The sequence below is a fragment of the Vibrio sp. VPAP30 genome (assembly GCF_001188205.1).
Taxonomy (GTDB): domain Bacteria; phylum Pseudomonadota; class Gammaproteobacteria; order Enterobacterales; family Vibrionaceae; genus Vibrio; species Vibrio bivalvicida.
This window is the reverse complement of sequence record NZ_LBLS01000036.1, coordinates 70523-91934: the sequence shown is the minus strand read 5'-3', so window position 1 is coordinate 91934 and position 21412 is coordinate 70523. Positions and strand designations below refer to the sequence as shown.

General features: G+C 42.3%; 18 protein-coding genes. 9 read left to right on the top strand and 9 right to left on the bottom strand.

The annotated features are described in order from the left end of the window. Positions 1–203 precede the first annotated feature (203 nt). Positions 204–1058 carry a co-chaperone DjlA gene (djlA, locus tag ZX61_RS15830; protein WP_049845572.1) on the bottom strand — a complete coding sequence of 285 codons (855 nt, stop codon included), beginning with the start codon at positions 1056–1058 and terminating at the stop codon, positions 204–206. A gap of 147 nt (positions 1059–1205) precedes the next feature. Here djlA and lptD point away from each other — a divergent pair, with 147 nt between their 5' ends. From lptD to apaH, 6 genes are all read left to right on the top strand, one after another. Further along, entirely contained in the window at positions 1206–3542 is a 2337-nt protein-coding gene (gene lptD / locus ZX61_RS15825; protein ID WP_049845571.1) for an LPS assembly protein LptD, read from the top strand. A gap of 53 nt (positions 3543–3595) precedes the next feature. Beyond that, on the top strand, positions 3596–4894 hold the full coding sequence (gene surA / locus ZX61_RS15820) for a peptidylprolyl isomerase SurA (protein WP_049845570.1): 1299 nt from the start codon (positions 3596–3598) through the stop codon (positions 4892–4894). Next, positions 4884–5876: a 4-hydroxythreonine-4-phosphate dehydrogenase PdxA gene (pdxA, locus tag ZX61_RS15815; RefSeq protein ID WP_049845569.1), complete on the top strand. Its 993-nt coding sequence runs from the start codon at positions 4884–4886 to the stop codon at positions 5874–5876. Before surA ends, pdxA begins: the two co-directional genes overlap by 11 nt. A 12-nt stretch (positions 5877–5888) precedes the next feature. After that, positions 5889–6695 (top strand): 16S rRNA (adenine(1518)-N(6)/adenine(1519)-N(6))-dimethyltransferase RsmA, encoded by an 807-nt coding sequence (gene rsmA, locus ZX61_RS15810; RefSeq protein ID WP_049845568.1) that lies wholly within the window; start codon positions 5889–5891, stop codon positions 6693–6695. A 66-nt stretch (positions 6696–6761) separates the two neighbouring features. Continuing rightward, on the top strand, positions 6762–7139 hold the full coding sequence (gene apaG, locus ZX61_RS15805; RefSeq protein ID WP_049845567.1) for a Co2+/Mg2+ efflux protein ApaG: 378 nt from the start codon (positions 6762–6764) through the stop codon (positions 7137–7139). A 9-nt stretch (positions 7140–7148) separates the two neighbouring features. After that, positions 7149–7970, top strand: coding sequence for a bis(5'-nucleosyl)-tetraphosphatase (symmetrical) ApaH (gene apaH, locus ZX61_RS15800; RefSeq protein WP_049845566.1), 822 nt, complete (start codon positions 7149–7151; stop codon positions 7968–7970). A gap of 101 nt (positions 7971–8071) precedes the next feature. Here the strand turns inward: apaH and folA are convergent, their stop codons facing one another. The 6 genes from folA to rplU form a co-directional block, all read right to left on the bottom strand. Further along, the gene (folA, locus tag ZX61_RS15795) at positions 8072–8557 is read right to left on the bottom strand and encodes a type 3 dihydrofolate reductase (protein ID WP_049845565.1); all 486 of its coding nucleotides are present in this window, start codon (positions 8555–8557) and stop codon (positions 8072–8074) included. Positions 8558–8574: 17 nt separating this feature from the next. Next, positions 8575–9048 carry a threonine/serine exporter family protein gene (locus ZX61_RS15790; protein ID WP_049845564.1) on the bottom strand — a complete coding sequence of 158 codons (474 nt, stop codon included), beginning with the start codon at positions 9046–9048 and terminating at the stop codon, positions 8575–8577. After that, the gene (locus tag ZX61_RS15785) at positions 9045–9812 is read right to left on the bottom strand and encodes a threonine/serine exporter family protein (protein WP_049845563.1); all 768 of its coding nucleotides are present in this window, start codon (positions 9810–9812) and stop codon (positions 9045–9047) included. The genes ZX61_RS15790 and ZX61_RS15785 overlap by 4 nt, the downstream gene beginning before the upstream one ends. 115 nt (positions 9813–9927) lie before the next feature. Then, complete coding sequence (gene cgtA, locus ZX61_RS15780; RefSeq protein ID WP_049845562.1) at positions 9928–11097, bottom strand: Obg family GTPase CgtA; 1170 nt, start codon at positions 11095–11097, stop codon at positions 9928–9930. 287 nt (positions 11098–11384) lie between these two features. Then, a complete protein-coding gene (gene rpmA / locus ZX61_RS15775) occupies positions 11385–11642 on the bottom strand; it encodes a 50S ribosomal protein L27 (RefSeq protein WP_004409945.1) in 258 nt (85 codons plus the stop codon). Positions 11643–11662: 20 nt separating this feature from the next. After that, positions 11663–11974: a 50S ribosomal protein L21 gene (gene rplU, locus ZX61_RS15770; RefSeq protein ID WP_049845561.1), complete on the bottom strand. Its 312-nt coding sequence runs from the start codon at positions 11972–11974 to the stop codon at positions 11663–11665. A 268-nt stretch (positions 11975–12242) separates the two neighbouring features. Between rplU and ispB the strand changes: the two genes are divergently transcribed. The 3 genes from ispB to ZX61_RS15755 all read left to right on the top strand — a co-directional run bounded on the left by ispB (position 12243) and on the right by ZX61_RS15755 (position 16761). After that, positions 12243–13214: an octaprenyl diphosphate synthase gene (ispB, locus tag ZX61_RS15765; RefSeq protein ID WP_049845560.1), complete on the top strand. Its 972-nt coding sequence runs from the start codon at positions 12243–12245 to the stop codon at positions 13212–13214. A gap of 440 nt (positions 13215–13654) precedes the next feature. Beyond that, the gene (locus ZX61_RS15760; protein ID WP_049845559.1) at positions 13655–15412 is read left to right on the top strand and encodes a lysophospholipid acyltransferase family protein; all 1758 of its coding nucleotides are present in this window, start codon (positions 13655–13657) and stop codon (positions 15410–15412) included. 269 nt (positions 15413–15681) lie between these two features. Continuing rightward, the gene (locus ZX61_RS15755; RefSeq protein WP_049845558.1) at positions 15682–16761 is read left to right on the top strand and encodes a TRAP transporter substrate-binding protein; all 1080 of its coding nucleotides are present in this window, start codon (positions 15682–15684) and stop codon (positions 16759–16761) included. 340 nt (positions 16762–17101) lie between these two features. On the opposite strand, the gene ZX61_RS15750 is transcribed toward ZX61_RS15755, so the two are convergent. Together ZX61_RS15750 and ZX61_RS15745 are read right to left on the bottom strand one after the other, a co-directional pair. Next, positions 17102–18889 (bottom strand): hypothetical protein, encoded by a 1788-nt coding sequence (locus ZX61_RS15750; protein WP_049845557.1) that lies wholly within the window; start codon positions 18887–18889, stop codon positions 17102–17104. Then, entirely contained in the window at positions 18889–21411 is a 2523-nt protein-coding gene (locus tag ZX61_RS15745) for a sensor histidine kinase (RefSeq protein ID WP_049845556.1), read from the bottom strand. Before ZX61_RS15745 ends, ZX61_RS15750 begins: the two co-directional genes overlap by 1 nt. Between the last annotated feature and the right edge of the window lies 1 nt (position 21412).

Here is a 21412-nt window from a genome sequence, read left to right as displayed (position 1 = left end):
TTACCGTAAGTGTAGATGTAGATCTCACTCTCATACCATGATCCTACTGATAAATTAAACACTAAATTGATCTAAAACAGATAAGCTCTTGTTTAACTGTTGATCTACTTCCAAACGGATTTGGTTTAGAGTGTAAATAGGTAGAAAGCACTCTCCTTATGCTCTCATTTTTACGATTCGCTGTTGCAATCCAATTCTGCTGATTAAAAACTTTTTGCTTTTTTTATCAAGTCATAGGCATTCTGAATTTCTTGCGCTTTTTCCTTAGCAACGTTAATCATTTCTGGTGGTAGGCCTTTCGCCATTAGCTTGTCTGGGTGGTGCTCATTCATTAGTTTGCGATAGGCACGTTTCACCGTTTTCGAGTCAGCACTGCCATCAACACCGAGTAGCTTGTAAGCATCACTTAACTGATCAGCGGTAGATGCTTGCTGCCAACTGCCGCCTGATTGATGTGATTGTCCCCCACCCGTTTGGCCTCCAAAGCCACCTTGTTGAAATCGAAACGCGGCCTCTTGCATCCGCAAACGTTGCTCAAGTTGCTCTGATGAAAAGCCGAGTCCTCGGGCGATCTTATGTAAAACATTGCGCTCACTAGGGTGAACATCGCCATCAGCAAACGCCGCTGAAATCTGCAGCTCTAAAAAAAACTGCATTAAGTCGAACCGACCTCCAGATGAGATACGCACTCGCTCTAGAACAGTCTCAAGCGGGAAGTCACTCTCTTTGCCTTCACGGAACGCATCCTGTGCCGCTCTACGCTGCTCACCATGAAGGTTCATACGCTCCATCATAGTCATGGCAAGTTGAATTTCCTCTCGCGTAACTTGGCCCTTCGCTTTAGCGACATGCCCCATAACCGCAAATGCTGCTTTAAAAAACTCTTCTTGTCGTTCGGCCTGGCTTGGCCCACTACCAAAGCTTGAGTGGAACCCAGCTTGACGTAAGCGGCGTGCTTTATCGAATTGGTGGCCTATAAATAAACCGAATGCAGCACCAAAAGGGCCTCCAAATAGGAAACCAAAGAATGTGCCGAGAATTTTGCCAAAAATATGCATTATGTGCTCTCAATCTCTGAATTTTTTCTTCACGTAGCGGTCTGATAGTGCCGTAAGCTGTAAATTACTTTATTATAAGGGCCGATTTATTTTTCATTCGGTCCCTATTCACCGGATATATCAAGTTCAACAGGATAGTAAAACTCGATGTTACGTTTCCAACGCACCTTGCTAGCCGCTTCAATCACTGCTGCTTTTGTAGTGCCTCTGACTCAAGCAGAAACTATATCAGACGATAGTGTGCAGGAACTGCCCACTATAGATCAATGCCTGATCAACGAACCTGAGGCAGAAAATCCTAATCAACTGCCTGTTAATGTTGAAGCAGACAGCTTAGAAGCCATAAACGGTGATAAAGCAACATACCGTGGCAATGTCGTTGTCGTTCAAGGCAAAAAACGCATGCTGGCTGACAACGTCACCATGCACCAACAAGAAAACATTGTTGTCGCTGAAGGCAATGTGACCTTCAGTGATGGTGAAGTAAAAACAATCTCTGAAAAAGCCACCAACAATCTCAACACTGAAGAAGTGACGCTTGAGAACACTAACTATAAATTCCTGTGTGAGCCTGGTCGTGGTGACGCGGTATACGTTGCGAAAACTGGCAAGGCAATATACGAAATTGAAGATGGTACTATCACTTCGTGTCCTGAGGGAGATAGCTCATGGCGCATGCGAGCTTCGAGCATTGATATTGACCAGAATGAAGAGGAAGCAACCTTCTACAATCCACGCTTTGAGATTGTTAACGTGCCTGTTTTTTATCTGCCATTCCTAACCGTACCGATCGGCGATACACGTAAAACTGGCTTCCTCTATCCAACAGTCTCATATGGCTCAAGTGATGGTTTCGAGATGGAAGTTCCAATCTACTGGAACTTAGCACCTAACTACGATCTAAAAACCACCTTTAAGCACATGCAGAATCGTGGCAATCAACTTGATAGCGAGTTCCGCTACTTATCCGATTTTGGTTATAGCACCCTTAAGTCTGAATACTTAGTTGATGACAAGAAAAATCCAGAGCTTGGCGACCGTTGGGGTTTTCAATGGCAACACTCGGGTATTTTCCAGCAAAACTGGAAGTTTGAAATCGACTACTCCAAAGTCAGTGACATCGGTTACTTTTCGGATATGGACTCCGGCATTGGTAAGCAAGAAGATGGACAGCTAATTCAAGAAGGCCGAGCCTCATACCGTTCAGAAAACTGGGACGCGTCGCTACTCGCGCGCGACTTTCAAGCCTTAACTCCAGGCGCAACACCCTATCGCTTACTACCGCAGCTTAGCTTTAATTACTACGCACCAGAGCTAATGCGTTATTTAGACTTCAATACGATTAGTCATATTTCTCGATTTGATACCGATGCCAAAGGCCAGCCTTCAGCAACTCGTGTGCATGTAGAACCAGGCTTGACGCTCCCGGTTGGTACAACCTGGGGAAGCTGGACAACTGAAGCGCGCCTATTGGGGACTTACTATCAGCAAGATTTAGAAGGGGTAGATACCACTTCTGGCAGCAAGGCAACCAACCCATATTACGGCTTAGAGGAAACTGTCTCGCGAATTATTCCAGAGTTTCGAACTCATGCAGGAATTGTACTAGAGCGAGATACTGTTATTTTTAACAACTACACTCAGACCCTCGAGCCACAGGTTCAATACTTGTATGTTCCAGAAAAAGATCAGACTAATATTGGTAAGTACGACACCACCCTATTACAAACCGATTACTATGGCTTATTCCGTAGCCGAAAATACAGCGGCGTTGATGAGATCAAAGATGCCAATCAATTTAGTTATGGGGCTTCGACACGCTTTTTTGATGATGCCTACAAAGAACGCCTTAATCTCTCGTTTGGTCAAATTTTTTATTTAGACAGAGAGGACAAAGCGCCCGACTCTAAATCGAATTTCTCTGCTTGGGCGATAGAGATGGATTTTAACTATGACGACTACTTGTTCTATCATGGTGGAGTTCAATACGACATCGAGTCCAGTGAACTTCAATTAGGCAACAGCACATTAGAGTATCGCTTTAGTGACGGCTATATCCAAGGTAACTATCGTTATGTAACAAGAGAGTACATCGAAGCTACGTTGGGAGACAGTATTGGAAACCTCGACAATATTACTAAAGATGGTATTTCGCAAACTGGCCTATTAGCAGGCTATCAAATTACTCGTAATTGGAACGCCAGCGCACAGTATTTTTACGACTTGACAACCAGTAGCGCTCTTGAATGGATGGGGCAACTTAATTACACGTCTGATTGCTGGTATATTGGATTCACCTATAGTAAGAAGTTGCAAAGCGGCCTCCTATCCACCCCTCCACAGCCACTATATGAGAATAATTTTACTCTCAATTTTGGTATTATAGGCTTTGGTACTGCAATTGGTGCTGGTTCTGGCCTAGCAGGGCTTGATGACGCAGGTAACTCTCTAGGCTACGGTCGCCCATTCTCTTTAAGTAACTAATTTATTAGCTCGCTGCCTAACCATAGCGAGCTAATTATTTAATAGGATTTTCAATGAAATTTTGGAAACACACTTTACTTAGCTTGGTAACGGCAAGTGCAATGAGCACAGTGCAAGCTGAGCCAGTACCACTAGATAAAGTGGCAGTGATCGTTAATGAAGGCGTAGTGCTACAAAGTGATATTGACGTATCAATAAAAACGCTGAAAGCTAATGCCAAGAAGAATGGTCAACAATTACCAGAACAAGACATTTTAGTTGAACAGGTTACTGAGAAACTGATCGTTGATACCATTCAGCAACAAGAAGCGGAACGTATCGGTGTGCGTATTGACGATAACCGCCTTAATGAAGCGATTAAAGATATTGCCAAGAACAGCAATCAAACCGCAGAACAGCTTAGAACGTCAATTGCAGAAGAGGGCTTAAGCTATGCGGAATTTCGTGAGCAAATTCGTAAAGAAATCGCTGCAAGTGAAGCACGGAATGCACTCGTGCGCCGACGCATCAATATCCTGCCAGCAGAAGTCGATAACTTAGCCAACATTCTTGCTCAAGAGACCAATGCGACAGTGCAGTATAAGATCGGTCATATTCAGTTGCGCGTCGATGATGGGGATGATAAACCAGCTATTGAAACAGAAGCCAATCGGCTAGTCGAAGAACTAAAAAATGGCGCTGATTTTAGCACTATGGCATACACCTATTCTAAGGGTCCAAAAGCACTGCAAGGTGGTGATTGGGGTTGGATGCGTAAAGAAGAAATGCCGACCATATTCGCAGATCAGATCAAACTGCAAAACAAAGGTAGTATTATTGGCCCGTTCAGAAGCGGCGTAGGCTTCCATATCCTCAAAATTGAAGATGTCAAAGGGCTAGAAACCATCGCTGTAACTGAAGTTAACGCTCGTCATATTTTGATCAAACCGACTGTAATTCTTAGCGATGAAGGCGTGCAAAACGATCTCAACGAGATCATTCGTCGTATCAAGTCTGGCGAATCTACTTTCGGTGAAATGGCTCAGCAATATAGCCAAGATCCAGGCTCAGCCGCGCAAGACGGTGAACTTGGCTACCAAACCTCTGATCTGTATGTTCCGGAATTTAAACACCAAGTCGATACTTTGCCAGTCGGTCAAATTAGCAAACCCTTTAAAACCGTTCATGGCTGGCACATTGTTGAAGTGATGGATCGCCGTGAAGTCGACCGTACTGACTCTGCACTAAAAAATAAAGCTTACCGAATTTTGTTTAACCGCAAGTTCAACGAAGAAGCCAGTGCTTGGTTACAAGAAATTCGCGCCAGCGCCTTTGTCGAAGTCGTTGAGGAAGACAAGCAAGATGACCGTTAAACGCATCATTGTTACCGCTGGCGAACCAGCAGGGATTGGACCTGATCTAGTGCTCGCCCTCTCCACAGAAAACTGGAGCCATCAAATTGTGGTGTGCGCGGACAAGCAGATGCTGGCAGAACGTGCGACCCAGCTTGGTATTACAGTCGAACTGCTTGACTATCAAGCCGATAGTCAAGTTGTTGCTCAAAGAGCAGGTACACTGGTTGTCGAGCATATTCCTCTTGCTAATAGTGTTGTCGCTGGCCAACTCGATGAAGCTAACGGACAGTACGTATTAAAAACATTAGAAAGAGCCGCTTTGGGCTGTATGAATAGTGAATTTGATGCTATTGTCACCGGCCCTGTGCACAAAGGGGTGATAAACCGCTCCGGTGTGGCATTCAGTGGGCATACGGAATTTTTTGCTGAGAAATCAAACACACCACTGGTTGTGATGATGTTGGCAACTGAAGGCCTACGCGTAGCACTAGTCACGACACATATTCCACTTGCTTATGTGTCGCAGGCAGTTACAAAAGAGAGACTAGAGAAAATCATCGAGATTCTACATAAGGATCTGATTGAAAAATTTGCAATCTCTTCACCCAACATCTACGTGTGTGGACTGAATCCCCACGCAGGAGAAGATGGCGTACTCGGTAAAGAAGAGATTAATACCATCACTCCAACGCTAGACAAACTGCGTCAGGAGAAAGGAATTAATCTTATTGGCCCTTTACCGGCAGATACCATCTTCAACGAAAAATATCTGCAAGATGCAGACGCAGTGCTAGGAATGTATCACGATCAGGTACTTCCTGTATTAAAATATAAAGGCTTTGGTCGCTCGGTGAATATCACCCTAGGCTTGCCATTTATAAGGACCTCCGTTGATCACGGCACCGCACTTGACCTTGCAGGGACGGGTAATGCGGACACAGGAAGCTTTAGAACGGCTTTGGCTCATGCGATAGAGCTAGTCGATAAGAAATCGAATTAACTTGAGAATACTATGAGAAACGATGTCCACTTAGGACACAAAGCAAGAAAACGCTTTGGTCAAAACTTCCTTAATGATCCGTACATCATTGATGGGATTGTCTCTGCAATCAACCCAAAACCAGGACAAAACCTGGTTGAAATTGGTCCGGGTCTAGGCGCGATTACCGAACCAGTAGGTAAGGAAGTTGATAAGTTTACTGTTATTGAGCTTGACCGAGATCTTGCTGAACGTTTACGCAACCACCCAGATTTAGGTGACAAGCTGACTATCCACGAAGGCGATGCAATGCGCTTCGACTTCACTCAGTTGGTAAAACCAAACAACAAACTACGTATCTTTGGAAACTTGCCATACAACATTTCGACGCCATTGATGTTTCATCTTTTTGAGTTCCATAAAGACGTTCAAGATATGCACTTTATGCTACAAAAAGAGGTGGTCAACCGCTTAGCTGCTGGTCCTGGCACTAAAGCATACGGTCGTCTTACTGTAATGGCTCAATATTTCTGTAAAGTCGTTCCTGTTTTAGAAGTACCGCCAAGCGCCTTTGTTCCGCCACCAAAAGTAGACTCTGCGGTAGTGCGTTTGGTGCCTTACGAAGAGATCCCTTATCCAGTTAATGACCTAAAGTGGTTAGATCGCGTCTGTCGAGAAGGCTTTAACCAACGTCGTAAAACGGTTCGTAACTGTTATAAAGCACTAATGAGCGCAGAAACACTAGAAGAGCTGGGCATCAACCCTAGTATGCGTCCAGAGAACCTGACGCTAGAGCAATTTGTTGATATGGCAAACTGGCTAGACGCAAAACACAGATAAGCACACTATATTAAGAGTGATAGATCTCAGATTTATCACTCTTTTTGACTTTGCATAGGAGTTTACATGGAAGCTACCCCTTGTATAAAAGTCCAAGTCCACAGCAAATACATTCCAGACCAATCTCAACCTGACGCAAAACGTTACGTTTTTGCTTATATCATTACGATAAAAAATCTTAGTCAACAAAACGTGCAACTTATCAGCCGACGCTGGTTAATTACCGATGCCAATGGGAAACAAATGACAATTGAAGGGGAAGGTGTAGTTGGGCAACAACCGTTTATTTCCGCAAGTGATGAGTACACCTACAACAGTGGCACTGTTATAGAAACACCAGTAGGTGTAATGCAGGGACAGTACATCATGCATGACGAAAATGGCAGCGAGTTCATCGCTGAAATTGACCCCTTTAGACTCGCTATCCCCAACATTCTTAATTAAGGTACAACCGTGGCAACATACATTGTCGGCGATCTACAAGGTTGTCTTGATGAACTGCTATTACTGTTAGATAAAGTCGACTTCGACTCGAAACAAGACACTTTATGGATTGCTGGAGACTTGGTCGCTAGAGGGCCAAAATCTTTACAAGTATTGCGTTTTGTTCGATCTTTGGGTGATGCGGCCAAAGTGATCTTAGGTAACCATGACTTACACCTTCTAGCTGTCTCTTTAGGGTTGTTCAAAATCAAGAACAAAGACAAGACCGCGCCAATTTTTAAAGCTGATGATAAACAAGAACTGCTTGATTGGTTACGACAGCAACCTCTGCTCGTTGAACATAATGAGTTCGTCATGTGCCACGCCGGTATTTCTCCGCAATGGTCTTTGGAGCAAGCCCGTCACGCAGCCAAAGAAGTCGAGGCAATCCTACATAGTGACGATTGGCCTTGGCTAATTGAAAACATGTATTCCAATCAGCCCGATCTTTGGACTAGCTCTTTACACGGTATCGAGCGTTATCGCTATATTATCAACGCATTTACCCGGATGCGTTTCTGCTTTACTGATGGCAGATTGGATATGGAATGTAAACTCCCTCCAAATGAAATCAACAGCGCTAAACTCGTTCCTTGGTTTAACGTTAAAAGCCGTGTCTTACTTGAAAAAACAGTGCTTTTTGGTCACTGGGCGGCGCTTGAAGGTTATGAAGGGGAAGAGGTGATTGGCCTTGATACTGGCTGTGTCTGGGGCGGTCATCTGACTATGCTGCGCTGGGAAGATAAGCAGTTTTTCACCCAAAAAGCGTTAGATAGAAAACTAGAAAACTAGAAAACTAGAAAACTAGAAAACTAGAAAACTAGAAAACTAGAAAACTAGAATTGTGTCAGCTGTAGAAATCAACTCTAGTTTTCCGTAGTATTGACGTGAACTTAGTTCTTCCTCTCCAAAACTACAAAACGCATATCATAAGCATTCTTCTCGTCCGCAGCATAGCTTTCAGAGTAGATTTCAGAAAACTCATCACTCCATGCTGGGAACTGAGTATCGCCTTCAACTTGTGCTTCGATGTAAGTTACGTAAAGCTTATGTGCATACGGTAAGCAAGCTTGATAGATGGTTCCACCGCCAATAATCATTACCTCCTCCACACCTCCAGCGGTTTGTAGTGCTTCTTCAATAGAAGTTACTGTAGTAACGCCTTCAATCACTAGAGATGTATCACGGCTGATCACAATATTCTTCCTACCTGGCAGCGGGCGCCCAATCGAATCGTAGGTTTTACGTCCCATTACTACAGGTTTCCCCATAGTACAGCGCTTAAACCAAGCGAAATCAGCAGGAAGGTGCCACGGCATTTGATTGTCTTTTCCGATAATTCGATCCTGTGCCATTGCGGCGACCATACTAATGATCATTCACTACTCCTAAGGTTCTATACAATGGGTTTACGGCGATAGAATAGCAAGCCCGGCATAGCTAAGCCAACAGCGAGTCCAGCAATAATAAACATCGCTTTGAGGAAATTCTCCATCAGCATAGCGACGAGCTCAGGACTGTAACCTCTATGGTTAAGCTCTACCAAGGCAATCATAGCTTTAAAGGCGAAGACACCTGGAACCATAGGAATTAGCGCAGCAACGGTAAACACTTTCGGGTGTGCTAAAAAGCGTGCCGACCAATGAATACCAACCATACTAACGATTATTGCCGCGAAGAAAGTTGCCCACTCAATGGGAATACCGAAATGCATCATCAAGTAACGCGAGCCATGACCAATAGCACCGCCTAATGCACAATAGATTAAGGCCTTGTGTGGAACATTGAACACTAATGCAAATCCAACTGCGGGGATAGCAGCAAACAGCATGTCATTGAGCAAGCCTAGTAAAAGTTCCAATGAGATCATGCCACCCACCCCCAAACACCAACCAAGCTCATCGCTGCGACGATACCCAGACTTGTCGCCAATGTCAGTAAACTGGCCATAACAAAGCGTGCTATACCCATATTGATGTAACCTTTGAGCATATCCGCCACAGAGTTGATCAAAGGAAAACCAGGGACGAGCATCAGAACGGAAGAGGCCATTACCAGTGAAGGAGAGTTACCCAGTTCATAGATAACGGCTTGTGCTGAAACAACAGTGGTCACAAATGCCGTAGCAGTAAAATTCATCAATGGATTGAAATGGCGATGGCCAATTTCCTGTCTAACCACCATACCAACCGAAGAGGCAATAAAGGTCATAGTAAATACAACCCAATCTCCCCCGGCCAAACGGCTAAATGCGGCACATGACAATCCAATCATAAACACTACCAACCAACGGTTGTAACGCTCAGGATTAATCTTATCAAGCTGCTGCTGCGCCATAGAATAGTCGATAATACCACGTTCGAGCATAATGCAGATTCGTTGTACCTGCGTAATTGCCTGCATGTTGATGCCTCGATCAGGGCAACGGCGAGCAGTTGTAATGCAGTGCTCTTGATAAACCGTGGTGACCACCAATGAACTGGCTGATAGTGAAACTTCGACTTCATTCATTCCGGCGGCGAAGCCGAAGCGACGCATAAGATCGCCAACCAATGTACTTTCAGCACCATGAGCCAAAAGCATTTGCCCAGCTTGGGCGATTAAACGAGAAACGGCTCGTTGTTTGGATGCCATGATTCTATCCTACTCCTTTAGAATGCACCTATTTTGCAGACAAATGCTCAGGCATGATTTGATTTAGACACAAAAAAGCCGCAATAGATATTGCGGCTATGAATTTTATGTACTGTTAATCTCGGACGTAGACAACGTGACCGTCATCTTCTTCATCGTCCCAATCATCCCAGTCGTCATCTTCGGTGATAACATCTTTACCTGCGATAGCATCTTTATGATAGTCATCCCACATGAAGTCGACTTTCTCTTCTTCAGAGATCTCTTCTTGCTCGCGAGGTAGTTGCTCCATAAAGTCAGCTAGCTTATAACAAAGCTCTTTGGTGCCTTGTTTGTTCACTGCAGAGATCTTGTAGTAGTCCTCTTCCCAGCCTAAAGCATCAAGAATATTTTCGATCACTTCGTTCGCTTCTTCTTCAGGCATCAGATCAACCTTGTTGAAGATCAGCCAACGCGGCTTGCCTGCTAGTTTCTCGCTGTATTGCTCTAGTTCATCAATAATGGTTAGCGCATTCTGCACCGGATCACTTTGATCGATCGGCATAATATCGATCATATGCAGTAAAACGCGGCAACGCTCTAGATGCTTCAAGAAGCGGATACCTAAGCCCGCCCCCTCAGCGGCGCCTTCAATCAGACCAGGAATATCAGCGACAACAAAACTCTTCTCTGGAACAACACTTACTACGCCCAAGCTCGGGATCAAAGTGGTAAACGGGTAGTCCGCCACTTTCGGCTTAGCGGCTGATACTGAACGAATAAATGTCGATTTTCCTGCATTTGGTAAACCCAACATACCGACATCAGCAAGTAGCAATAATTCTAAGCGAACTTCACGGATCTCACCTTTAGTACCTAGCGTCTTTTGGCGAGGTGCTCGGTTAACTGACGATTTAAAACGCGTGTTACCTAATCCGTGCCAACCGCCTTTAGCAACCATGACTTTTTTGCCATGTTCAGCGACTTCGGCCACGATTTCATTGGTATGAATATCAACTGCGCGGGTACCGACAGGCACACGGAGTACTTTGTCTTTACCACGTTTACCGGTACAGTTACCACCACGACCATTCTCACCGCGTTCGGCTTCATAGAAGCGCTGGAAGCGATAATCAATTAGCGTGTTGAGGTTTTCGTCAGCTTGGAGATAAATATCACCGCCATCACCACCGTCGCCGCCATCTGGGCCACCTTTCGCAACGAATTTCTCACGCCAGAAACTCACTACACCGTTACCGCCATCTCCGGCTTGAACTTTTACTACCGCTTCATCAACGAATTTCATCTCTTACTCCGCCCTTGTGCTACTTGTCGTAGCTGCGTTGCAAATATCATCTCAGTACATGACCGAATGATATAAATTCTAGCAGATTCCAATTTCAGATCGATCACCCGTAAACTGAGACCGTTCTGCCACTTAGGAATATATAATGAGGGACTTTTTTCAAAGTGCCTTAGTATCTATTCCTTTTTCCAAGCAACTGTTTGGTACCATAAATAAAAAACCCCGCCGAATCGGCAGGGCTTTTGAATTCAGCTTGAAAGCTAATAGAATAATTAAACTAGGTTTAATTACTCAGCTTCGATGCTAACGAATTTACGGTTTTTAGGACCTTTCACTTCGAACTTCACTTTACCTTCAGTAAGAGCGAATAGAGTGTGGTCTTTACCGATGCCTACGTTAGTACCAGCGTGGAACTTAGTACCACGTTGACGAACGATGATGTTACCTGCAAGAACAGATTCACCACCGAAACGCTTAACACCTAGACGTTTGCTTTCTGAATCGCGGCCGTTACGAGTAGAACCACCAGCTTTTTTGTGTGCCATTGTTAAACTCTCCTAATCGATTAAGCGTTGATACCAGTGATTTTCACTTCCGTGAACCACTGACGGTGACCTTGTTGCTTACGAGAGTGCTTACGACGACGGAACTTAACGATTTTAACTTTATCGCCACGACCGTGTTGTACAACTTCAGCAACTACTTTACCGCCCTCTACTAGAGGAGCACCTACTTTAATTTCTTCACCGTTAGCAACAAGAAGAACTTTATCAAATTCAACAGTTGCGCCAGTTTCAACGTCTAATTTCTCTAAACGAAGGGTTTGACCTTCGCTTACACGGTGTTGTTTACCACCAGATTGGAAAACAGCGTACATATCTTACTCCGCTTTTTCCGCACAGCCGTATGCTATTTGAGCATCGAGGGTGTGCGCTAAACTAATCATCAATAGGGCGCAGATTCTACAGAAAGGTCGCACCTATGACAAGCCATATTTTGAAAAAATTGGCGAAAAGCTAATCGCCAATGAAAAGTGCCCAGATGATGCCCTTTAACCATGTATTAATCAACGTTTTTTAGTGTATTATTCAGCAATTAAAACAGATAAGAATACCTTACTCGTTCTAACTTCAGCCGGAATTACAATGGATTTTAAAGCTATCCAAGCGCTCACCGCCGATGACATGGCAAAAGTGAATGAAACAATTCACGCTCAGCTCAACTCTGATGTTTCTTTAATCAATCAACTGGGTTTCTACATCGTTAGTGGTGGTGGTAAGCGTATACGTCCTCTTTTAGCTGTATTATCAGCGAAAGCGCTGGGCTACAAAGGAGAGGCTCACACAACAGCAGCTGCCTTTATTGAATTCATTCATACCGCGACGCTGCTGCATGATGATGTGGTCGATGAATCAGATATGCGCCGTGGTAAAGCTACCGCCAATGCGGCGTTTGGTAATGCCGCTAGCGTATTAGTTGGTGACTTTATATACACTCGCTCCTTTCAAATGATGACAGAGCTAGGATCATTAAAGATCCTTAAGCTAATGAGTGACGCTGTAAACGTCATTGCTGAAGGTGAAGTGCAGCAATTGATGAACTGCAATGATCCTAACACTACCGAACAAAGTTACATGCAAGTTATCTACTCTAAGACTGCCCGCTTATTCGAAGCCGCTACTCAAATTGGAGCGATCTTGAATGAAGCCCCTGAAGAAGTAGAGCTGGCCTTACAGAACTATGGTAAATATCTCGGTACTGCGTTCCAACTGATTGATGATGTGATGGACTATACGTCAGATGGCAAAGAGATGGGCAAAAACGTGGGAGATGATCTCGCGGAAGGAAAACCAACCCTTCCTCTTCTCTATGCAATGCAAAATGGTTCTCCACAACAGACTGAAATGATTCGCGAAGCTATTGAAAAAGCCAATGGTATGCAACGTTTGAACGAAATTCTTGAAGCGATGGAGCAGACTGGTTCCCTTGAATACACTCGTCAAAAAGCCTATCAAGAAGCAGACAAAGCGATTGCTGAATTAAGCGTATTAGAAGATTCAGAATACAAGCAAGCTTTGGTTACCCTTGCTCATATGGCAGTACACCGCACTAGCTAACTCGCAAAACAGCAAAACAGCAAAACAGCAAAACAGCAAAACAGCAAAACAGCAAATCGCACATACAACAACGGGAACCAAGTGGTTCCCGTTTCCCTCTATATAATAACGAGAGATTTCCAGATCAGCATAAACGAAGGCAACTTGACAGGTTACTAGACGACGAATCTTTGTGCTCTAACGTACTATATAACCATACCCGCAATTTAAACCTAGCACTAAAGATTGAGATTTGATATCGCACTAGTACATTTTGTGAGCAATATAGTTTTTATCTCGATTAAATAATTCATTGTTGCATGAAACAATCCCTGCCTCATAACTCAGCTACAAGTAATAAAAACGTCACCATTTGATCATTGTTCTCTCATATGCTTGAAGCCAAGCTGTCATATCCTCTACCTATCCTCAGTTCGACCCAATACCATTTTGAGGATGCTATGGAAGTTTCTAGTCCGTTTCGTTTACCGAAAAAGACCCCATTTCGCTTAGGAGAGAGCTTTACTGAATGGGCGACTGGTCTTAACAAGCTCGACAAGTTTTACGCGCTACGCCCACCAGGATGCGATACCCAAGCTTTTCTTCGCTTCACTCTCGACATACTCGGTATCGAGTATCAAGTATGCAAAGGCTCTCTTTCCTATGTCCCAGAATCAGGCCCGACCGTTATTGTCGCCAATCACCCACTAGGTTGTGTTGAAGGCGTTATTCTGGCTGAGCTACTACTTCGAGTAAGAAGTGACGTTCAGATCCTTGCCAACCAATATCTTAAAACCGTCCCTGAGCTTGATGAACTCTTTATTGGTGTCGATGTATTCGAAGGACAGAATGCGCATAAAGCCAATCTAAAAGCCCTTCGAAAAGCACACCAGCATTTAAGTGAAGGCGGGCTATTATTACTGTTTCCTGCCGGAGAAGTATCACAGCTTGTGGATAGGAAAGCACTTCGTCTTGAAGATAAAGAGTGGAGCCGCTCCGTCAGCAGTTTGATCCGCAAGGCTCGCGCAACAACTATTCCCACCTTTATTGACGGTCAGAACTCACGACGCTTTTATCTTGCAGGTAAAGTACACCCACTATTACGTACCTTGATGCTTGGCCGAGAGCTACTCAATAAATCAAGCCAGCAAATTCAGATCTCTATCGGCTCAGCAATTAAGTATAAAGAAGTGAACGGTCTCACCGATACACAGATCGTCAATTACCTCAGGTTAAACACCTACCTCTTGCAAAGTAGTACACTCATTCAACACCAGCTTTCTCACTCTGGCTCTGTTTTACCGATTGCCGAACCACTACCAATTAAAGATATTGAAGCTGATCTAGATGGCTTGCCCAAAGATCATTTGATGCTTTCAAGCGCAGAATTTGATGTTTACTGCACTACAGCCGATCATATCCCATCGTTAATGCATGAAATAGGGCGACTCAGAGAGCACAATTTTCGCCAAGTTGGGGAAGGGACAGGCCTAGATCTTGATCTCGATGAGTTTGATCGTGATTATTTACATCTGTTTATCTGGGATCGGGATAATCGGTGTCTAGTCGGCGCTTATCGTCTCGGATTGGTCGATAAACTCATTAGTAAACACGGAATTAAGGGCTTGTATTCACGAACCTTGTTTAACTTTGAGCAGCCTTTTATCGACACTATGGGTAAATCAATAGAAATGGGGCGTTCAGTGATCGATGAGAAGTATCAAAAAAGCATGGCTCCGTTGCTGTTGCTTTGGAAAGGAATCGCAGCATATGTTCAGAAGCACCCAGAATATACTCACTTATTTGGACCTGTGAGTATCAGTAACGACTACAGCGACCAAGCGAGACAACTTCTTGCACAAACGATGACGCTCCATCACTATGACGCCCAAAAGGCCGAGTTTGTCACCCCATCCAATCCATTACCAAGTACCAATCAAAACTGGAACACTAGCATGCTCACCGCCCTAGCAGACCTACAACTTTTGTCGCGAGTGATTGCCAGAATTGATGAAGGCAAAGGCGTGCCTGTTTTATTGAGGCAATACCTTGGGTTAAATGGAAAGCTAGTATCCTTTAATGTTGATCCAGCTTTTAATAACGCACTTGATGGCTTGATCATGGTTGATCTAAGAGATGTACCACTCAAAACCTTAGCGAGATATATGGGTGCTAACCAAGCTGAGGCTTACTTAAAATCCCATCATATTGAGATCTAGAAAATCATCACCTCCCTATTCCCTAAGTGCTGCGTGACCAAGGCAGCACTTTTGTTATCCAGATTATCTGCTTACAACACCTCACTATTCGCTCGATTACAATAGAAGCGACCTTTACATCTAGGGAAATAAACTGGCTAGAAACATATTAATAGAGATAGAAAACCAAAATTACGTTCAGGATCAGTTAAAAATGAGATTGACGAAAAAAACAACAAGATAAAAGCTAAGCAAAATAACAACCACAACAATAAGGAAGTCGCCTAGCTATGTTGCCATCAAAGCAGATACTGCGCTCACTAGCAGCAGGAACGCTCACTCTCACTCTTGCTATCAGCTCTTTTTCCGTGATCGCCGCAGAGAAAGTTTATCGCTTAAAACTCGCCGAAACTTGGGGCCCAAACACACCCATTCTGGGTGATGCGACCAAAAACATGGCAAAGCTTGCCGAACAGATGTCTAACGGTCGTCTTAAAATCCGCATTGATTCCGCTAATAAGCATAAAGCGCCATTAGGAATTTTTGATATGGTCAAATCTGGGCAATACGATCTTGGTCATTCAAGCTCCTACTATTGGAAAGGTAAAGTGCCCAACACGTTATACTTCTCCTCTATGCCATTTGGCATGATTTCCACTGAACAATATGCGTGGTTTTACCGTGGTGGAGGTATGGAGCTAATGGAAAAAGTCTACGCTCCACATAACCTTCTCTCCTTCCCCGGTGGTAACTCCGATATCCAAATGGGTGGCTGGTTTAAAAAGGAGATCAATTCAGTAGAAGATCTAAAAGGACTTAAAATTCGTATTCCTGGCTTTGCTGGTGAAGTGATGGCAAAAGTAGGCGCCAAACCAACCAATATCGCTCCCGGTGAACTGTATACATCATTAGAAAGAGGGACTATTGACGCACTGGAATGGGTTGGTCCTGCATTTGATCTTAGAATGGGTTTTCAAAAAATCGCCCCATATTACTATACTGCTTGGCACGAACCTGGTTCAGAGACTCAATTCTTAGTCAACAAAAAGAAATGGGATTCACTGCCTAAAGATCTACAAACGATCTTAGAAACCGCATTCAGAGTGGCTGCATTTGATATGTATACTCAAGCCGTCGATGCTAACGCCAACAGCTGGGCGACGATGAGTGCTGAGTATCCAAATATAAAAGTAAGAGATTTCCCACCAGAAGTGTTAAAAGCGATGCAAACAGCAACCGCCGAATTACTTGAACAGCAAGCCAGCAGCGACGCATTAGCGAAAGAGATCATTGAGTCACAAAAACAATACTTAACTAAAGTACGTGCATGGACCGATATCTCTTCAAAAGCCTATCTAGAAAGTCACTAGTCAAAAAGGGCTGCAATTTGCGGCCCTTATTGTCGGTGGACATTAAAGATTAAAACTTTTCTTTTTTCCAAACCTTGTTGTTATGTAGATATACGGGGAGTGAAGTAACAATAAAGATTGAAACTAAGTCAACATCCCGACCTTCCAAAGTCTAAAGTTATGACAATAAAGTTTAAAACTTTTAGAATACTTCTACTTAATCTCCATAAGGGCTTTGCCCCTGACCATAATACTTCTCAAAGAGATGCATATACACCTCGCTACAAGTTCAGATCATAAATCATAGTCATCAGATTCAACCGAAAACCACTAACTTCGTAAACGTATTGTACAGAAACAGTTAAATTGAAAAATCTTTCTCTAAAGCGATTCGAGCTTTATACCCCACGAAGTAGTTCCGTAGCAGCTTATTGGCAAAGGTTTCTCGAAGATGTGATATACGTTGACCATTCATTGACAATTTGTAGCTGAGTAACTTTAGTTCAAAAGTGGGATCTTTACATAAAGTGAATGAAGAGTATTTTTGGACAAGCACCTCTGATAATGGTTCTGTAGTTGATATATATGAAACAATAGGTGAGTAATGAGATGGCTTTACTTGGACACTTCTTTCTGCTTGAAGAGCATCCTTAATCTCGTTAAACTTTTTTATCCAACCAGGGAGGAATACTAAATTTGGTAATCGCTGGTAATAATCAAAATTAATACGACCATCAGAGTTGAATACACATAAATCTAGCCAGTTAATATTAACTGAAATTGCTTCTTTAAAGTTAAACTCATAATACAAGTTATTTTCACTATCTTCAGGTATTACAATAAAATCAGTTGTTTCCTTTGAATTTAATAGGCGTTCATGGGAATCTTTCTTTTTGACTGGGATAGAGCTGGTTGTAAATGGGATGAGTATAACTTCCGAAGTTGAGCGTTCACCAAGCCCATTAGAACTTCCTCTAACCATTAGATCACAAGCTTGCCCTAAAAGTATATAAGAGCGAGATCCAAACACAAATATGTCGCCGGAGCGAAGTGGCGTATGGGTCAAATTGATAGTATTGTCAAATATTTCTTGTTTACGTAATTTAGAGAAATTATTATTAGGCAATATTAACCCATTTAAGTAGTCTTTATACCCTTTATCCCTAAGAATTGGCGAAGTTTGTACTGAACGATATGCTACGATTTTCTCTAAGATAGGATTTTTATCATGAAGATATTGGCTAATAGCTTGTGATTGTTTAATCGAAAATAATCTGTGTAGTAAATCAATTTCAGAAGCACCTTCATCAAGAGAACTTTTAAAAATTGAAGAGTCTACTTCATAAATTGATTGTTGGCTTAAGTCTGATTTTAGTTCATTGATCGAGTCAATAAGCTTTTCTGATACACTTTCAACCATCTCAGAGCTTAGCTTTCGTAGGAATATTCGCTTCACAAATTCAGATGCTTTAAATGTAATGCATATTTTCTTATCATCTTCCATAATATCTTTTGATAAAACAGAAAAATTTTGAGAGCTGATATTATCTGGTATATCGCTGACTATCTTGAAACGCTCACTCTCTTCTTCTGAACCGTTTTTTGTTTCGCTAGTAAATAAAACGCAGTAAACATTTTCTAGTTGGCTGTTTAGAACATCGATAACGATTAATTTCCCATGATCTCTAGGAAGATTTTCACGAGAAAAATCATAGTCAATGAGGAAAAGGTTTTCATCAGAATTCTTAAGCCAAAATTCCTTTTCTTGTTGCCATTTTTTATTACTTAATGTATGTACTCTTTTATTTGTGTGATTTTCAAATATAGATTTGAGCTTTTGAAACTCTTCTGGTGTAAAATCAGGAAGATCTTTCTCAATATATTTGTAGAACTTTTCAATACTATCCTCATCTTCTGGTAACTGGTCTTGCCATGTATCAAAAGGAAAATTCGATTGTAAATTTTCTATAGTTGAAAAAAGTGGAAATTGCTGAACCAAAGCTGGAGTTACTTCATATTGGTTTTTAACTTCAGCTAAAAATTCATCTTTAAAGTCTCCACTATTAGGAGCAAATCTATCATCCACCCAAATTACATTGTCGAGTTTAATTGCGTCGAAAACGCTCTGTTTAAATTGTTCTACAGCCATTACACCAACGCCTCGATTAAATTAATTTCAAACTTATATCTTCTACCAAATCTATTTCTTTCTTCTAATAACTTGATAGAGCACCCTCTTTCTTTTAGGAGGGTTTGTACAATATATAGCCCTAAGCCTTGGCCATATTCTTTATCTGATGCGAACATATCAAATAGCACGTCTTCCAGTGCAGGTCTAACACCTTTAGCACTATCCCAAATTGTGATGATGCTATTGTCTACAGAAATCGTTATTGAATGTTCGTCTTGAGGGTAGTGAGCTTTATATACCGTTAACCAGTGCTCAGAGTTTCGCACAATGTTATCGATGATTTGGTATAGCTTACCTCGGTTATATGATACTGACTTAGAATTTTTCTTATCGTCTAATTTTATTTCAAGCCCTTTACTTGAAAAGTAACCCTCTCGTAACTCAAAATAGTCATGAACGAAATCAGAGATACTAATTTCTTCCATTACTTGTCGTTGAGCTTTTACTAGAGGGTTAAGTGATGAAATAGCTTTTGACAGAACTTGAGTGTCACCCCTAATACCGTTAAGTTCTTTGGTCAATGGAACATCTTTAATACCTAAATCTTCTACTCGTTTTTTGGCTGCATTTAGGTGTAATCGCGTATTTCTGATCTGCTCATTGGCTTCGTGAGCCAATGTTTGTGCAGATAAACCAATCGCTACGTGATCATAAAAGTTCTTAATTTGATTCTCGTAGCTTTTAATTTCATCAATAACTTTTGTAGTCGAGTGAATGTGGCTAGCTAAGTCATCTGTAAAGGCTTTATACTGCTTTAAACTCGAATTTACTTCAGACTCTAAAGATGTCACCAGATCTTTAATGGACGCTAGTTTCTCCTCTAAGATAGGATCACTAAACATATCTTGCTGGTTTTCATCTATCGCCTTATCAATCTCAGCGCGCTTTTCGGTAAATGTTTTCTGAATGCGTGAAGTGGATTTAGTCACCTTCGGCTGTAGCTTTATGCTCTTTTTGACAATATTATCGAGCTCTACAGTCGCTTGTTTTGCCGAATAGCCTTTAGGTTTTCCAGCATCTTCTAGCCTCATTTCATCTAAGAACTTGTGTGTGCTTCTTCTACTTTCATTCAAAAAGTAGTTAACAGTGACTATAAAATGGCGACAAAGAATATAGAAAGCACGGAATTGAGGGTTATCGACAAAGCTTTCACGGTCAGATTTTTCGATTAAGTATTTATTATCATACCAGCTTAAGTTGACATATCCTGTGACGTTTGCAGGTCTTAATGAATAGCCACCTGCACCCGATGTCATGTCTTTCGACAATCCAAGCCAGTCTTTATCACCGGACCCAACTTTAAAGCCATCGCGATAAACGGAGATATCACCAGAAATCGCTTTTATTGATTCTCGCATTGCTTTGAGAGATATTTCTTCGACATTGAGAGCTTCTTTATCTAATACAAAATTGAATATTTTTGCCTTAAAAATGCCAGGAAAACTTTCAGTTATTAAGGCTGTACTCAGTTCATCAAACGAAATCCTGTGTTCAAAATTCAGGAAATACTTACTTTCAGAGTGAGTAAACTCATAGTCTTGTAAGCGAGGTTGTTTTTTTATGTAGTCTAGAAGTGCAATTCCGTTATCTGAAAGAACGTGATTGTCAAAAGGGGCTCTTCGATCATCAGTTGACTTAGGCTTGTAAGGTAGAAGGTCTATCTTGCCCTTTACAATTGCCTCGGTTTCAGTAACTTCAAAATCAAATATACTGGACGCTTGCTCTAGTAGTTTATTCGAAACGACTTCTAATTCTTCGTTGACTCCATTACAGACATAAAATGTTTTGAAATCTGAAATTTGACCGTGAGGGGACACCATAGAAGCTATCTTGTTCTTTATAAAGTTCGATTCTTGGCTTTCCCAGAAATCTATATCTCTAAGCCCAATCGCTTCAATGATGGTGCCACTTGAAGGTTTTGGTGAAAGGGTCTTTTCTTCAATATGAATGGTGTCAATGGTTTTACCGTGAGAGAAATCGTCCCAATTAAACGAAACGGCAATACCAGGTTGGTTAGCTTGATCATGTGTTGATATTCGGCATAAAGAGCCTAGTTGCATAGAACCTAGTCGACCTAGACCTTTGTCACCGACTAGAGTTCGATCGTACTTTTTGGTTACAACTCCTTGTTCTTTTGCTGCCTTTTTCTCTGAGTAACTTACTGTAAGCCAAGAGCGATCTATCCGATTTCTGTTCATACCGTGACCATTATCTCTTACAGAAATTCGGCCTTTGTAATTCTTTTCCTCTCTAACTTCTTGACCATCGACGATTGTGACGTGTTCAATGGTTTCGGTATATTCAGTATCAACTTCTATATAGCAAAAACTCGCATCAGCATCGTGCGAGTTTTTAATAAGTTCAACTAGAGCTATATCTGGGCCACTGATCAATTCAGCGCCTAGTTGCTGAATGACATGGGCATCGATTTTAAGCTTTAGTGGGTCTGGTTTTTTTTCTTTTTCTGACGTTGTTGCCATA